Genomic DNA, 15291 nt, shown 5'->3' with positions numbered 1-15291 from the left:
TGATAGTTTGTCTTGAGAAAACGATGGTTTTTCGTAAACGACGCGACAATATTTCCTTCAAGATCATCGTGCCACGGCTCACCATTTATACCAACTCCTGTTTGTTAAAACCCATGTGCCCATTGTCGTAGCCCGAGGGACATGATGCGCCAGGGCTGGTCGACGAGCTGGTTCCAGGCGTGGCAGCAGATATCGACGATGTCGTCGTAGGTGCGGAAGATCCGGTTCGACAGCCAGGTATTGCGCATGAACTGCCAGACGTTTTCCACCGGATTGAGTTCGGGCGAGCGTGGCGGGAGCGGCAGGATGGTGATGTTGGCGGGGATATCGAGTTTCGGGCTGGTATGCCACGCTGCCTGATCGACGATGAGGATAGCGTGAGCGCCCGGCGCTACGGCCTGCGAGATCTCGTCGAGATGCCGGTTCATGGCGTGGAGGTTGCACCAGGGCAGGACGAGGGCCGCTCCCTTGCCTAGCGCCGGACAGATCGCTCCGAAGATCCAGGCCGAACGTGTGCGCTGATCGGCAGGCGCGCGTGGACGGGTGCCGCGTCTGGCCCAGCGGCGCGTCAGCTTCGTTTTCTGGCCGACCCTCGCCTCGTCGCCCCACCAGAGTTCGATGGCCTTGCCGGGATGCCGGGCCCGGATCCCGGCCATGACGTCGGGGAAGCTTTTTTAAAAACGTCCTGGGCCTCGGGATCCTGGGCATGGTGCCGGGGGCGTCCCGTCAGAAGGCGGAAGTCGAGGCCCCGGATAACGGCGCTCAGCCGGCTGCGCGAAAGAGAGACGCCGAATTCCTCATAAAGCCATTGCCCCAGATCAGCCTGCCGCCAGCGCACCACCCCATGCACGGCAGCGATCGGGCCGTCCTCGATCCGGCGCATCAGCGCTTCCAACATGGCTGGTGTCAGGCGGGGAACGACACCGCCCCCATGATGATCCCGCACGCCATCCGGGCCCTCGGCGTTGAAACGCACCACCCAGTCCCGCACAATCTGCCGATCCGTCCCAGCCAGTCGTGCCGCGTCTCCGCGTGACGCACCATCGTAGATCGCCGCCAGCGCCAGAAGCCGACGCGCCTGGCCCGCATGCCTCGTTGTCCGCGCCAGAGCACGCAGTCCCGCCGCATCATAATCCTCACGCAACGCTAACGCCCCGCCCATTCGGATGCCTCCCGCCCGGTTCGGCATCCTGTGAATCACAGCTCGTTCCAGAACGATACCGTCAGGCAATCACATATGAGTCAGGGCGGACCGGAGTTGGTATTAGGCGACCTAGACGATCAGTATTTAAGGTAAGTATATATTGTTGATCGTCGTCGAATACAGATTTTGTGAAAACGAACTCCAAGCTTCTCTTTAGCGTATCGTCATCTACATCGAAAATATTGTCGTGCACAAGAAGGCCAGGATGTCGTGCTTTACTGAAATCGTTTAGGAGCAGAGCTATGTCATATATGAACACCTTCTCGCGTTCGACGCTATGGCTGCCGTCGTCATCTATTCGCATTATAATGTCGACAACGTTCTTCGTGGAGGTAGTCCGCACCTCAAAAGAGGCTTTCCGATTGCCCTGGATGAATTGATGTATCCAAAGGATCGTTTGCTCAAATGATTTCAGGCGCTCGGAAGCGCCGATAATGCTACCTTGCAATCGGAGCCGCTCGGTTTCTTTCTCAAGTCGTTTCTCTTGCTTGTCCAAGGCGAGCCGATCATACCGATCGAGCAGACCTTTGAGTTGGCCAAGTTCATCGCTCTTCGCTTGGAAAGCAGCGTAGGTTTTTTTTAAGTTTCGTAGATCGCCGTCCTGATCGAGAATTTTTATAAGTCTAGCCTGATGTCGATCAAGATCGGCAAGCTGCCGACGTAATCCCCTTAGCTCCTCTTCAATGACCTGTGATTTCTCAGTGAGCAGATGCTTTTGGAAGAGTTCGATTTTCGATTTGAAGGCTAAAACCTCGTTCAGATCTTTAGAAATTTTATCGCCCAGACCTTCGCGTAGTTGATTATAGAAGCTGCGTATCTCGTCTGCGTCGATAGCCGTCTCAATGGCTATGGGGTTTAACCCGGCAAGCCGCTTGAGCAATGCTGTTTTCCTGAACCGGAGCTCGTCGGTTTGATCTTCGATCTCAATAAGCTCGTCTTTGATGACATCATAGGCTGGTGCATTTTCGAGCGCATCGATACCTTGCCGGATGCGCTCGACTTCCTCATTAAGCTCATTGAGGTCTGACCGAGCATCGTCAATGCCTTTCTCTCGGATAAGTTGCACATTCTCACGGACGCGCTTCTCCTCAACTCCAATCGCATCGAGCTCTTTCAGAATTTCCCTGATCTTACGATATATCATCAGGTCGATCCCAAGGAGCATGAGATGCGGCGCATAATTGTCTGGCACTCTAATTTTCGTATCGTAACATGCGACGATGGACTTGAATTCCGATCGTTCGTCTCGGATGAGCGGACCCAGCATTTCTCGAAATCCTACTCCTACCAAGTGAGTCGATGGAAACATCCGCTCGGTAAGAAAGCGTGTTGCATCATCTAGCTTGGAAAAATCAATAACGCTGCTATCACAGATCATACGCGGATGCTCGGCATCTACGATAGAACGTTTGATTGTGTAGTCCATTCCGTGGAGTTCAAAATCGACATAGATAAATGTATCTGGCTTGAAGCTTTGCTGCGGGATCTTCGATACGCGACTTTCAGATTTTTTCTTTAGCAGTGCAAAGTTAAGAAATTCGATGCACATGGACTTTCCTACACCATTATTCTTGACGCTGGTTTCGTCCCGTTCGCCTACAATAATGTTGACCCCTTTGTGGAATTCAATTGGATCAATGGTATCTGGTTCAGTATACAATCGTTTAATGCGCATCTAGCACCACCAAATAGGGCTCTTCAAAATCCAATAGGCCCAGAGCATACAAAAATGTTAAGCCGTAGAAGAAGGAATTTGCTGAAAACCAGCTCTCCTCCTTGAAATGATTGACGACGTCGAAGATACTAATCGTCTTTCTCTTTGTACTCCGCACATAGCGTAGAATCTCGAACCCGACGATAGGTGGGGCTTTAGAAATTGCTTCGTCTTTGAGAAACAGGTTAGGCATACTGTGCAATCTTGTTCGGAAACACGTTGCAAGCAATGAGCTGGTCGATGACGTAATAGCGGATTGCGCTTTCGTCATAACCTTGATCGCTTTTGCCCATTTTCTGAATCATCTCTGCGACCAGCGCGTCCATCGCTGCGCGAGGATCGCCGCGATGCTGAGTGAGAAGACGGTCGCTCCAATTTGAAAGATAGATCTGAAGCTTGCGGACTCGGACGTGGCTAAGTTCTGATTGTTTGGTTACCTCAGAGAGCGCCACGCCGTACAATTCGTGTAGGTCTATATATTGTCTGCGAAGAAAATCCGCGTGATCTGCAAACCGATCGTTAATTTTCCCATCAGGATCGGGATCCTCCCTCATGCCGGCGACCGGTATCTCTTCGTCGGTTTGGCTCAACACCTCGATCAGTCGTACAAGCGTGTTTACTTCATTGGCTTCGCGTGGTCTGACCAAGGCAAGATTCTCTTCGAGAAACGTTAGCACTACAGTTGCGTTTTTCTGAGAGTTCTGAATCTATGGGTAACCATGATTCTGAACGAGATGAATAGCGCAGCTTCGGTCGAGGATGTTCTGGCTCTGACGCTGGAGGCGCTGCGGGACGCCAAGGAGCGAATGCGCCCGGTATTCGGCCAGGAGCGGGTGGCGGCATCGGCAGGCCGGTTTCTGGAAACACTACTGGGCAACGAGCCGCGCAAGACCGGCTGGATGCGGGCTGAAGCTGCGGGCGATCCGGGGCCATGGCGACAGCAGGCCCTGCTTGGACGCGGGCATTGGGACGCCGATGCATTGCGGGACGTCGTGCGCGATCATGTTGTCGAGCATCTGGGGGATGCCGACGCGGTACTGGTGGTCGACGAGACTGGTTTCCTCAAGAAGGGCTCTGCATCATGCGGAGTGGGACGGCAATATACCGGGTCTGCCGGCAAGATCACGAATTGCCAGATTGGCGTGTTCGCAGCCTATGTCTCTGACAAGGGGCATGCTTTTCTCGACCGGGCTTTGTATCTGCCGAAAGCCTGGACTGAAAAGCCTGAGCGGTTGGCGGCGGCCCATGTGCCGGGCGATGTCACGTTTGCCAGCAAACCGTCCCTGGCCACCGCGATGATCGGCCGGGCGCTTGCGGCCGATGTGCCGTTCCGGTGGGTGGCTGGCGACAGCGTCTATGGCGTCGGTGAACTGGAAATGGCTTTGCGCCGCGCAGGCAAAGGCTTCGTCCTTGGCGTCAACGCCAATCACTGGTTCCATTCCTGGCGTCCGGACATCCACTGGTCCGGCGAGGCGCGCGAAATCATCAAGACCCTGCCGGACGAGACCTGGGTCCGCTGTTCCGCCGGACGCGGCACCAAGGGCGAACGACTGTATGACTGGCTGTATTGCCCGATGGCCGATCTCGAGGCCTCCGAATATTCAGGTATCTCAACCGGGATATGGACCCGTGGGCTGCTGGTCCGGCGTAATCCCTCCGATGGCGATCTGGCATATTTCACGACCTGGTGCCCTCAGGGAACACCGCTTGAGATCTTGGTGCGTGTCGAGGGCACGCGCTGGCGAATCGAGGAAGGGTTCGAGACCGCCAAGAACGAATTCGGACTCGACCATAATGAAACCCGTTCCTGGCATGGCTGGCACCGTCACGTCTCGTTGGTCATGCTGGCTTACGCCATGATGGCCGCTGTGCGGTCCCAGGCCAACGCCATGGCGCTCAAAAAAAGCCAGTTGCACAAACGCGGCCGCTCATCCGCTGGTCAATCCAGGAAATCCGCCGCCTCGCCGTGAAAATTACCCGAAGCCGCGCCTCCATCGAGCATATCCTCCGATGGTCGTTCTTTCGACGTGCTCATCAGGCCGCAGCATACCTCTCGCGCCTCAGGGCAAAAACGCAACTGTAGTATTAGAGCCCGATCCGAAAGTTCTTCAACCGTGACAATGCCTTGCTGTCCGTCGTGTGAGCATTCGGATCGAGGCGATCAATGTCCATGCGGTTGAGGAAGCAATGGATTGTTCCCAGTCTTTGGCGAGCCGCCTGCACCGTCCCAGCCATGCGAATGTCCGTTCAACCACCCAGCGGCGCGGCAGGATCTGAAAGCCCTTCGCCGTATCGGACCGCCTGATGATTTCAAGGGTCCATTTTCCCATGGAGGCGAGCGCGGATCGCAATTTGTCGCCAGCATAGCCGCCATCAGCGAAGATGTGGCGCAGCCAGGGAAAGCGCCTGCGTATCGCTGCCAGGACATCAACAGCCCCATCACGGTCCTGGATGTCGGCGGCATGAACGAGGAGAAAGATCAGGAAGCCGCAGGTATCCGTCACAATATGGCGCTTGCGGCCCTTGACCTTCTTCCCCGCGTCATAGCCCGAAAGCCCGCCACTTTCCGTGGTTTTCACCGACTGGCTGTCAATCACGCCCGCGCTCGGAGAGGCTTCACGCCCCTCGATCTCGCGCAGGCTCATGACCAGCACCGTATTCATGACTTCGAACACTCCGGCACCACGCCAGGCGTAAAAATAGCGCCTGACGGTCGAGACCGGCGGAAAGCATTTCGGCAGCAGGCGCCACGCACACCCGGCCGAGGCTATGTAGAGCATCGCGTTGACCACCTCGCGCATATCCGTAGTGCGGGGGCGACCGCCCCGTTTCGCCGGGGGTACAAATGGCATGATCAAAGCCCACTCCCCGTCCGTCATATCCGATGGATATCGCAACCCTTCCCGGCTATGTTCACGTCGGGCAATACCAGTCCATGTCACCATTCACTCCATCTCTTCGCAAAGACGGATGAATCACAACAGGCTGGTATTGTTCAAAAACTTTCGGATCGGGCTCTTATACCAACTCCGGTCCGCCCTGACTCATATGTGATTGCCTGACGGTATCGTTCTGGAACGAGCTGTGATTCACAGGATGCCGAACCGGGCGGGAGGCATCCGAATGGGCGGGGCGTTAGCGTTGCGTGAGGATTATGATGCGGCGGGACTGCGTGCTCTGGCGCGGACAACGAGGCATGCGGGCCAGGCGCGTCGGCTTCTGGCGCTGGCGGCGATCTACGATGGTGCGTCACGCGGAGACGCGGCACGACTGGCTGGGACGGATCGGCAGATTGTGCGGGACTGGGTGGTGCGTTTCAACGCCGAGGGCCCGGATGGCGTGCGGGATCATCATGGGGGCGGTGTCGTTCCCCGCCTGACACCAGCCATGTTGGAAGCGCTGATGCGCCGGATCGAGGACGGCCCGATCGCTGCCGTGCATGGGGTGGTGCGCTGGCGGCAGGCTGATCTGGGGCAATGGCTTTATGAGGAATTCGGCGTCTCTCTTTCGCGCAGCCGGCTGAGCGCCGTTATCCGGGGCCTCGACTTCCGCCTTCTGACGGGACGCCCCCGGCACCATGCCCAGGATCCCGAGGCCCAGGACGTTTTTAAAAAAGCTTCCCCGACGTCATGGCCGGGATCCGGGCCCGGCATCCCGGCAAGGCCATCGAACTCTGGTGGGGCGACGAGGCGAGGGTCGGCCAGAAAACGAAGCTGACGCGCCGCTGGGCCAGACGCGGCACCCGTCCACGCGCGCCTGCCGATCAGCGCACACGTTCGGCCTGGATCTTCGGAGCGATCTGTCCGGCGCTAGGCAAGGGAGCGGCCCTCGTCCTGCCCTGGTGCAACCTCCACGCCATGAACCGGCATCTCGACGAGATCTCGCAGGCCGTAGCGCCGGGCGCTCACGCTATCCTCATCGTCGATCAGGCAGCGTGGCATACCAGCCCGAAACTCGATATCCCCGCCAACATCACCATCCTGCCGCTCCCGCCACGCTCGCCCGAACTCAATCCGGTGGAAAACGTCTGGCAGTTCATGCGCAATACCTGGCTGTCGAACCGGATCTTCCGCACCTACGACGACATCGTCGATATCTGCTGCCACGCCTGGAACCAGCTCGTCGACCAGCCCTGGCGCATCATGTCCCTCGGGCTACGACAATGGGCACATGGGTTTTAACAAACAGGAGTTGGTATTAGGCATACTTCAAGCTTGGATATGCCAAGGTTGCCGATTTTGGTAAGCAGTTCGGCAAGACCCCAAACATCATCATCAACAGAAAGTTCAAAGATGGTCCCGTTACCGATGGAGCTCTCCCGATAATCCTTCTTTTCTCCGATGATTAAAATAATGAGCCGGTCGTACACCGTCTGAAGATTATCGGCGACGAAGCCCTTATGAGTGTGTTTGATCTTAGCTATGTCATTCGTAGAGGTAACTTGAATTGCGATCTTATTAATTGTGTCACCAAGGTCAATTGCTCTCGCATTTTTCTTGATTATGTTGATATTATGTTGATTTCCAGCGAGAACTGACCCTGTAGGGGCGGAAATTTTCATTGAGAATTGACCCGTGTCTGACACTTCCCCGGAGCAACTGTCCGGGGGTTAAAGGAGTGATCAGCATGGAATTGTTGAGTGTGATCCGGCGGTGGCATTACCGGGATCATGTACCGATCCGCGAGATTGAGCGTCGGACGCGATTGTCGCGCAACACGATCCGCAAGTATCTCCGGGCGGAGACGGTTGAGCCGCAGTTCAAGGTTGCCGAGCGTCCGAGCCGGCTGGACCCGTTTGCGGAGAAACTGGCGACCTGGCTTGCTCTGGAGACGTCAAAGTCGCGCAAGCAGCGCCGCACGGGGCGGCGCCTGCATGTGGATCTTGTAGCGCTGGGTTATGACGGATCGTATGGACGGGTTGCGGCCTTTATCCGGAACTGGAAGGCGGAACAGCAAAGGGCGCGGCAGACGACGGGACGCGGCGTGTTCGTTCCGTTGCGCTTTCAACCCGGAGAGGCCTTCCAGTTCGACTGGGGAGAGGACTGGGCGGTGATCGGGGGGCGGCGCGTCAAGCTGCAGGTCGCCCACACCAAGCTGTCCTACAGCCGGGCCTTCATTCTGCGGGCGTATCCGCTCCAGACTCACGAGATGCTGTTCGACGCGCTGACGGAAGCCTTTCGCGTTTTGGGCGGGGTGCCGCGTCGAGGTATTTTTGACAATATGAAAACCGCCGTGGACCGGGTTGGGCCCGGCAAGGTCCGCCAGGTCAATCTGCGTTTTTCGGCCCTGGTGAGCCATTATCTGTTCGAGGCGGAGTTCTGCAATCCGGCAGCGGGTTGGGAGAAAGGTCAAATCGAGAAGACCGTCCAGGACGCCCGGCGGCAGATCTGGCAGGAGATGCCGCATTTTCCTGATCTGGCCTCCCTGAACGTCTGGCTCGAGGCGCGTTGCCGGGAACGTTGGACTATCTTGAGGTGTAGAAGTCTCGACTAAATCTGACGGATGGTGTCTGCTGAAGCTCAACCAGGGCTGCGGCGGGGGCGGAGTGGCCGGGCGACGCAGCCCCCGCCGCAGCCATCGGAGGATATCCTCATGACCCGTGACCAGAAGATCATCCGCGCCAAAGTTGGCCTGCTGGAACTATCGAAGCAACTGGGCAACGTCTCCCAGGCCTGCAAGATGATGGGGTATTCGCGCGACAGCTTCTACCGCTTCAAGGAGCTCTACGACAAAGGCGGCGAAATCGCGCTCCAGGAACTCTCCCGCCGCAAACCCTTGCTGAAAAACCGCGTCGAGCCGGCGGTTGAGGAAGCAGTGGTCGCGATCGCCATCGAACAACCGGCCTGGGGCCAGGCCCGCGTGGCCAACGAACTGCTCAAGCGCGGCGTCACCGTCTCTCCTTTCGGGGTGCGCAGCATCTGGCTGCGCCACGACCTCGCTACCATGAAGCTCCGCCTCAAGGCGCTCGAAGCCAAGATGGCCCAGGAACGGCTGATCCTCACCGAAAGCCAGCTTGCGGCCCTGGAGAAGGCCAAGGCCGACAAGGAGGCCTGGGGCGAGTTCGAGACCGAATGTCCCGGCTATTGCGGCGCCCAGGATACCTTCTATGTCGGCACCCTGAAGGGCGTCGGTCGCGTCTACCAGCAGACCTTCGTCGATACCTACAGCAAGGTCGGCTTCGCCAAGCTCTATGACCGCAAGACCCCGGTTACCGCTGCCGACCTGCTCAACGACCGCGTCATCCCCTTCTTCGAGCTGCACGATCTCCCGCTCCAGCGCGTGCTGACCGACCGGGGCACCGAATTCTGCGGCTCTCATGACCGCCATGAATACGAACTCTATCTGGCGGTGGAGAACATCGACCATACCCGCACCAAGGCGCGCAGCCCGCAGACCAACGGCATCGTCGAGCGCTTCCACAAGACCATGCTCGACGAGTTCTATCGTGTCACTTTTCGCCGCAAGATCTACGACAGCATCCACGAACTCCAGGCAGACCTCGACGAATGGATGGATGACTTCAACCGCAATCGCACCCACCAGGGACGATACTGCTTCGGCAAAACCCCGATGCAAACCTTCCTTGACGCAGCCCACCACGCCCGCGAAAAAGATATCGGGCGCCACGTCGAACACCACATGAACGCGTAGCATCCACGCCGGCCACTTCAAGCCGTCCGTCAGATTAAGTGCAAACTTCTACACTTGAGGCATGTCGAATTGCCCGGCAGCCTCGCCGAGGCCCATGCGGCGGAAGTGCCTCACCTGATGGTTCCAGGGCGCCCGTTCGACGGGTTCGTCGAACATACCAAACGGGTTTCGCCGACTTGCCTCGTGCAGTTCGAAAGCAACCGCTACAGTGTGCCCGCCTCTTTTGCCAATCGGCCGGTCAGCCTGCGCGTCTATCCCGACCGGTTGGTGATCGCGGCCGAGGGGCGGATCCTATGCGAACATCCCCGGATCGTCGAGCGGTCCCACGGCGTGCCCGGTCGCACGATCTATGACTGGCGGCATTACTTGGCGGTGCTCCAGCGCAAACCCGGGGCCTTGCGCAATGGCGCGCCCTTCTCTGAATTGCCCGAGGCGTTCCGGACGCTGCAGACGCACCTCCTCCGGCGCACGGGCGGCGACCGGGAAATGGTCGAGATCCTCGCCCTGGTGCTGCAGCATGATGAGCAGGCCGTGCTTTGCGCGGTTGAACTCGCGCTCGAGGAGGGAGTAGCCACCAAGACACACGTCCTCAATACGTTGCATCGTCTGACGGACGCCAAGAAAACAGGAGCACCCAGGCTCGACGCGCCGCAGGCATTGGTGCTCGAACGCGAGCCTCATACCAACTCCGGTCCGCCCTGACTCATATGTGATTGCCTGACGGTATCGTTCTGGAACGAGCTGTGATTCACAGGATGCCGAACCGGGCGGGAGGCATCCGAATGGGCGGGGCGTTAGCGTTGCGTGAGGATTATGATGCGGCGGGACTGCGTGCTCTGGCGCGGACAACGAGGCATGCGGGCCAGGCGCGTCGGCTTCTGGCGCTGGCGGCGATCTACGATGGTGCGTCACGCGGAGACGCGGCACGACTGGCTGGGACGGATCGGCAGATTGTGCGGGACTGGGTGGTGCGTTTCAACGCCGAGGGCCCGGATGGCGTGCGGGATCATCATGGGGGCGGTGTCGTTCCCCGCCTGACACCAGCCATGTTGGAAGCGCTGATGCGCCGGATCGAGGACGGCCCGATCGCTGCCGTGCATGGGGTGGTGCGCTGGCGGCAGGCTGATCTGGGGCAATGGCTTTATGAGGAATTCGGCGTCTCTCTTTCGCGCAGCCGGCTGAGCGCCGTTATCCGGGGCCTCGACTTCCGCCTTCTGACGGGACGCCCCCGGCACCATGCCCAGGATCCCGAGGCCCAGGACGTTTTTAAAAAAGCTTCCCCGACGTCATGGCCGGGATCCGGGCCCGGCATCCCGGCAAGGCCATCGAACTCTGGTGGGGCGACGAGGCGAGGGTCGGCCAGAAAACGAAGCTGACGCGCCGCTGGGCCAGACGCGGCACCCGTCCACGCGCGCCTGCCGATCAGCGCACACGTTCGGCCTGGATCTTCGGAGCGATCTGTCCGGCGCTAGGCAAGGGAGCGGCCCTCGTCCTGCCCTGGTGCAACCTCCACGCCATGAACCGGCATCTCGACGAGATCTCGCAGGCCGTAGCGCCGGGCGCTCACGCTATCCTCATCGTCGATCAGGCAGCGTGGCATACCAGCCCGAAACTCGATATCCCCGCCAACATCACCATCCTGCCGCTCCCGCCACGCTCGCCCGAACTCAATCCGGTGGAAAACGTCTGGCAGTTCATGCGCAATACCTGGCTGTCGAACCGGATCTTCCGCACCTACGACGACATCGTCGATATCTGCTGCCACGCCTGGAACCAGCTCGTCGACCAGCCCTGGCGCATCATGTCCCTCGGGCTACGACAATGGGCACATGGGTTTTAACAAACAGGAGTTGGTATCAGGCCGATACCGGACGGTATGACGCCCTGCGCGGGGAGGCCCGTCATGCGTCATGATCCCGCGGCCGGTGCCCTCGTCGTCATGCTGCGCGGCCTGCGGATGTATGGCATGGCCCAGGCCACGGCCGAACTGACCGAACAGGGTGCGCCGGCATTCGAGGCCGCCATCCCCGTCCTCTCCCAGCTTTTGAAGGCGGAACTCGCCGAGCGAGAGGTGCGCTCCATCGCCTATCAAACCAAGACTGCCAGGTTCCCGGCCTACAAAGATTTGGCAGGGTTCGATTTCTCGGCCGCCGAGGTCAACGAGGCCATGGTCCGTCAACTCCATGCCGGGGATTTCATCGACCGTGCCGACAACGTCGTCCTCATTGGTGGACCAGGAACCGGCAAGACCCATCTGGCCACCGCACTTGCCGTGCAGGCGATCGAACATCACCGCAAGAAGATACGGTTCTGGTCCACGGTCGACCTCGTCAACGCCCTCGAACAGGAAAAAACCGCCAATCGCGCAGGACAGATCGCGGAACGTCTCCTGCGCCTCGATCTCGTGATCCTGGACGAACTTGGCTATTTGCCGTTCAGCGCATCAGGCGGTGCCCTGCTGTTCCATCTCCTCAGCCGTCTCTACGAGCGCACCAGCGTCATCAATCTGAGCTTCAGCGAATGGGGCGAAGTCTTCGGTGATCCCAAAATGACGACAGCCCTGCTCGATCGCCTTACCCACCACTGTCATATCCTCGAAACCGGAAATGACAGCTACCGGTTCCGCGCAAGCTCCGCCGCCCCCAGGAACCGGAAGGAAAAGGCAACCGCTTGACCAGCCCATAAAACATAGCAGAGATAACCAAAGGCCGGGTCAGTTCTCGATGAAAACCCAGGGTCAAATCTCAGCAGAAATTAACACGCTTCAATCATGCCAACAATAAAGGCTTCATGCCCGTCCAGCCGTGAACCGCGTGGCTTGCCCTGACGGCGCGCCGCCCGTTCGCCGCTTTCACGCTCGCGTCGAAGCCACCGGATCGCCGTCGAAATCCCGATCCCGAACCGCTTCGCTACTGAACGGGCTGACCCGCCCGCTGCGCCGGCTTCCAGAACGCGCACCCGAAGATCGTCACTCAATGCTCGCGCCATCACCATTGACCCTGCCCCGAACGTGCCCTCAGTTTTGAGTTAGGGTCTGTGTATTGTTGTATGCCTTGGTGGCGTGTTGAGCGAAAGCCTCTGGCGTCATGCCATTGAGGCTGGTGTGAGGCCTGACGGCGTTGTAGTCGGCCCGCCAGTCCTCGATGACCGTCCGAGCGTGGGCGATGTTACGGAACAGATGCTCATTGAGGCATTCGTCGCGGAACCGGCCGTTGAAGCTCTCGACGAACCCGTTCTGCTGCGGCTTGCCCGGTGCGATATAGTGCCACAGCACCGATCGCTTCTGCTGCCAGGCCAGGATCGCGTTCGATGTCATCTCGGTGCCATTGTCGCTAACGATCATCAGCGGCCAGCCGCGATGCTCGCCGATCCGGTCGAGTTCACGACCGAGGCGTTCGCCTGATAACGAGGTGTCCGCCACCAGCGCCAGACATTCGCGCGTGTAGTCGTCGACCACCGTCAGCACCCGGAAGCGCCGTCCGTTGTTCAATGCATCCGAGACGAAATCCAGGCTCCAGCGCTGGTTCGGCCCGTCGGGCAGCATCATCGGCGAGCGCGTGCCCAGCGCCCGTTTCCGGCCGCCACGCTTGCGGACCGACAGCCCCTCTTCGCGATACAGCCGGAACAGCTTCTTGTGGTTCATCGTCATTCCTTCCCGGCCGAGCAGGATATGCAGTCGCCGGTAGCCAAATCGCCGTCGCTCCCCAGCCAGTTCGCGCAGCCGCCCGCGCGCTGCGGCATCATCCGGGCGGCGTGACGCATAGCGCCAGGTCTTCGGGTCCATGCCGATCAGCCGGCAGGCCCGTCGCTGCGAATACTCTTTCTCCCGGATCGCCCAGGTCACGGCTTCCCGCCGCAAACCGGGCGTCACGAGTTTTTTGCCAGTAGTTCCTTCAGCGTCGAGACGTCCATCACGCTCTCCGCCAGAAGCCGCTTCAGCTTCGCGTTCTCTTCTTCAAGAGCCTTGAGGCGCCGCGCTTCCGACACCTCCATCCCGCCGTATTTCGACCGCCAGGTGTAGAAGGTCGCGTCACTGATCCCGTGCTTGCGGCACAGATCCGCAGCCGTAGCGCCCGCCTGATGCTCTTTCAGGACCCCGATAATCTGGTCCTGCGTAAATCGCGCTTTCTTCATCGTCTGTCTCCAGTGGACAGACCTTACTTCAATGCGAGGGCATTTCAGGGGGCAAGGTCACCATCTCCATCAATGAAAACGGTGAATCACAATCCACGCTCCGCGTCATCCCCACGATTCATAGTTCAGTGGACGCGCTCTAGCATCTGCAAGGATTGCGCGGCCTTCCCGAAACTTCCGGCTTCGAGCACGGAAAAAAATAGCGCAGTTCCGCGAGATGCATGAGGTGGCCTGCTTTATTGTATAATTTCTACAGCGTTTAATCTTTGTGCTTATGAATTATTGGATATTGTTCGATGGTTGTTGATGTTACGAAAAACTATCGGTCCCTATTACGCGCGTTCCATCCTTTCGGTGAGCTTGCACTGCGGCGAATATCGCGACGATGGTTGCGATCGCAGCAACAAAAAATGTGGCTGGATAGTTAAAATGACTTGCGACGGTGCCTGCGATCGGTCCCGTAATGCCCAGCCCAATATCGACGAACGCCACATAGGCGCCCATGGCCGCGCCACGGTTTTGTGGAGGAACATACCGTACCGCGTCGACACCCAACGCGGGGAAAGTAAGTGAATATCCGGCCCCGAGAAGTGCGGATCCCGCTAAGGCCGCGACCGGGTTCGGCGCCAGCCATAAGGCGATCAACCCCAGTCCCTGGATCGGGATCGTGACCATTGCGACTTTCTGGCCACCAAGCTGATCCGGCAGGCCGCCGAAAAACAAGCGTGCCGCGACATATGCGATACCGAAAGCGGTTAGCCCGTAAGGTGCGCCGGACCAGCCTTGAGCCGCGTAATCCAGACCGAGAAAAGCAAAAAGCGTGCCGAAGCCGACAGTACTCAGGGCAAGGGCCATACCATGCCGCCAGATCAGACCGACCACTTTATGGAAAGCTAGTCGTCGTCCTCCGTTCGGCGCAATCGATGCCTTTCGCAGCCCCACCGTTAGAGCGAAAAGCGGCAAAACGGAAGCCGTAGCGGCAACTGCCATAAAACCGTACTTGTTCATGATCGCGGCCCCAATGGGGGCACCAGCCCCGATGGCGCCGAACATGGCAATTCCAACCCAGACCATCGCGCGACCGGTATGGCGCGGACCGACGGTTCCGATGCACCAAGACAAAGCACCAGTAATCAGGAGGCTCTCCCCCAATCCCAGCATTGCACGCCCGGCCAGAAGAGCGACAAGGCTCCATATATGCATGGCGTTGATTATGCCCGATATGCCATACCCGAGCCCGGCCAAAGCGCATCCCACAGTGCCAACGATAACCGCATTCTTCGCGCCGCGCGTGTCCGTGATGAGACCCGCGAATTGGCGTGTAAGCAATGTTCCTATGGATTGGGTGGCGATAACCCAACCGACGACTGTCGGACCAAAATCCAATGTCTCGTGAATATAGCCGGGAAGGACCGCCAACGGCATGCCGACACTCAAGTAGCCTAGAAAAACAAGCAGCGCGAACGGCAACAGCCGCTGTGTAGCTTGGCTGCCCGATAGGGGCGTGATGTTACTCGTCGCCGTTGATGTGGTGGATGACACACGGTATCTCCGTCATGGTCTGCTAAGAGCAGGTTTCGTAACGACC

General features: G+C 58.8%; 12 protein-coding genes and 3 pseudogenes. 7 read left to right on the top strand and 8 right to left on the bottom strand.

The genetic code is table 11. The features are described 5' to 3' along the window. Positions 1-104: 104 nt before the first annotated feature. The 3 genes from GDIA_RS18545 to GDIA_RS19160 form a co-directional block, all read right to left on the bottom strand. Positions 105-1162, bottom strand: a protein-coding gene (locus GDIA_RS18545; RefSeq protein WP_157864088.1) for an IS630-like element ISGdi4 family transposase whose coding sequence is annotated in 2 segments (ribosomal slippage) — positions 105-670 and positions 670-1162 — 1059 coding nt in all. Because the reading frame shifts where the segments join, the coding sequence is not laid out codon by codon here. A gap of 61 nt (positions 1163-1223) precedes the next feature. Then, positions 1224-2879, bottom strand: coding sequence for a DUF2326 domain-containing protein (locus tag GDIA_RS08680; RefSeq protein WP_081434715.1), 1656 nt, complete (start codon positions 2877-2879; stop codon positions 1224-1226). A 224-nt stretch (positions 2880-3103) separates the two neighbouring features. Further along, positions 3104-3565: a hypothetical protein gene (locus GDIA_RS19160; RefSeq protein ID WP_162013726.1), complete on the bottom strand. Its 462-nt coding sequence runs from the start codon at positions 3563-3565 to the stop codon at positions 3104-3106. A gap of 72 nt (positions 3566-3637) precedes the next feature. Here GDIA_RS19160 and GDIA_RS08665 point away from each other — a divergent pair, with 72 nt between their 5' ends. After that, on the top strand, positions 3638-4888 hold the full coding sequence (locus tag GDIA_RS08665) for an IS701-like element ISGdi12 family transposase (protein WP_012553139.1): 1251 nt from the start codon (positions 3638-3640) through the stop codon (positions 4886-4888). A gap of 138 nt (positions 4889-5026) precedes the next feature. Here the strand turns inward: GDIA_RS08665 and GDIA_RS08660 are convergent, their stop codons facing one another. Then, positions 5027-5863, bottom strand: a complete 837-nt coding sequence (locus tag GDIA_RS08660) for an IS5-like element ISGdi1 family transposase (protein WP_012222260.1) — start codon at positions 5861-5863, stop codon at positions 5027-5029. A 178-nt stretch (positions 5864-6041) separates the two neighbouring features. Between GDIA_RS08660 and GDIA_RS18540 the strand changes: the two genes are divergently transcribed. Further along, a protein-coding gene (locus GDIA_RS18540) for an IS630-like element ISGdi4 family transposase (protein ID WP_157864088.1) occupies positions 6042-7099 on the top strand; the annotation gives its coding sequence in 2 pieces (ribosomal slippage) (positions 6042-6534 and positions 6534-7099; 1059 coding nt in all). On the opposite strand, the gene GDIA_RS19150 is transcribed toward GDIA_RS18540, so the two are convergent. After that, positions 7096-7479, bottom strand: coding sequence for an SMEK domain-containing protein (locus GDIA_RS19150; RefSeq protein WP_157864170.1), 384 nt, complete (start codon positions 7477-7479; stop codon positions 7096-7098). The two genes, GDIA_RS18540 and GDIA_RS19150, sit on opposite strands and share 4 nt — an antisense overlap. Positions 7480-7544: 65 nt before the next feature. Between GDIA_RS19150 and istA (GDIA_RS08645) the strand changes: the two are divergent. The 5 genes and pseudogenes from istA (GDIA_RS08645) to istB all read left to right on the top strand — a co-directional run. Beyond that, a pseudogene (gene istA, locus GDIA_RS08645) lies at positions 7545-8393 on the top strand (IS21-like element ISGdi17 family transposase); the annotation flags it as partial. 117 nt (positions 8394-8510) lie between these two features. Next, positions 8511-9569 carry an IS481-like element ISGdi10 family transposase gene (locus GDIA_RS08640; RefSeq protein WP_012222646.1) on the top strand — a complete coding sequence of 353 codons (1059 nt, stop codon included), beginning with the start codon at positions 8511-8513 and terminating at the stop codon, positions 9567-9569. A gap of 54 nt (positions 9570-9623) precedes the next feature. After that, positions 9624-10271 (top strand): annotated as a pseudogene (gene istA, locus GDIA_RS08635) (IS21-like element ISGdi17 family transposase); the annotation flags it as partial. 80 nt (positions 10272-10351) lie between these two features. Continuing rightward, positions 10352-11409 (top strand): IS630-like element ISGdi4 family transposase gene (locus GDIA_RS18535; RefSeq protein WP_157864088.1). Its coding sequence is split into 2 segments (ribosomal slippage): positions 10352-10844 and positions 10844-11409, totalling 1059 coding nucleotides; the frame shifts between segments, so codons are not numbered across the junction. 63 nt (positions 11410-11472) lie between these two features. Then, on the top strand, positions 11473-12243 hold the full coding sequence (istB, locus tag GDIA_RS08620) for an IS21-like element ISGdi17 family helper ATPase IstB (protein ID WP_012553061.1): 771 nt from the start codon (positions 11473-11475) through the stop codon (positions 12241-12243). 89 nt (positions 12244-12332) lie between these two features. Here istB and GDIA_RS18530 read toward each other — a convergent pair. The 3 genes and pseudogenes from GDIA_RS18530 to GDIA_RS08600 all read right to left on the bottom strand — a co-directional run. Then, positions 12333-12557, bottom strand: a pseudogene (locus GDIA_RS18530) (IS630 transposase-related protein); the annotation flags it as partial. A gap of 28 nt (positions 12558-12585) precedes the next feature. Then, a protein-coding gene (locus GDIA_RS08610; RefSeq protein ID WP_157864127.1) for an IS3-like element ISGdi11 family transposase occupies positions 12586-13703 on the bottom strand; the annotation gives its coding sequence in 2 pieces (ribosomal slippage) (positions 12586-13451 and positions 13451-13703; 1119 coding nt in all). A 309-nt stretch (positions 13704-14012) separates the two neighbouring features. Next, positions 14013-15245 carry an MFS transporter gene (locus GDIA_RS08600; RefSeq protein ID WP_012553946.1) on the bottom strand — a complete coding sequence of 411 codons (1233 nt, stop codon included), beginning with the start codon at positions 15243-15245 and terminating at the stop codon, positions 14013-14015. Positions 15246-15291 lie beyond the last annotated feature (46 nt).

Origin of the sequence: Gluconacetobacter diazotrophicus PA1 5 (assembly GCF_000021325.1) — a bacterium.
GTDB lineage: Bacteria > Pseudomonadota > Alphaproteobacteria > Acetobacterales > Acetobacteraceae > Gluconacetobacter > Gluconacetobacter diazotrophicus.
The sequence above is the reverse complement of the archived record's forward strand: the minus strand, read 5'-3'. Positions and strand labels throughout refer to the sequence as shown.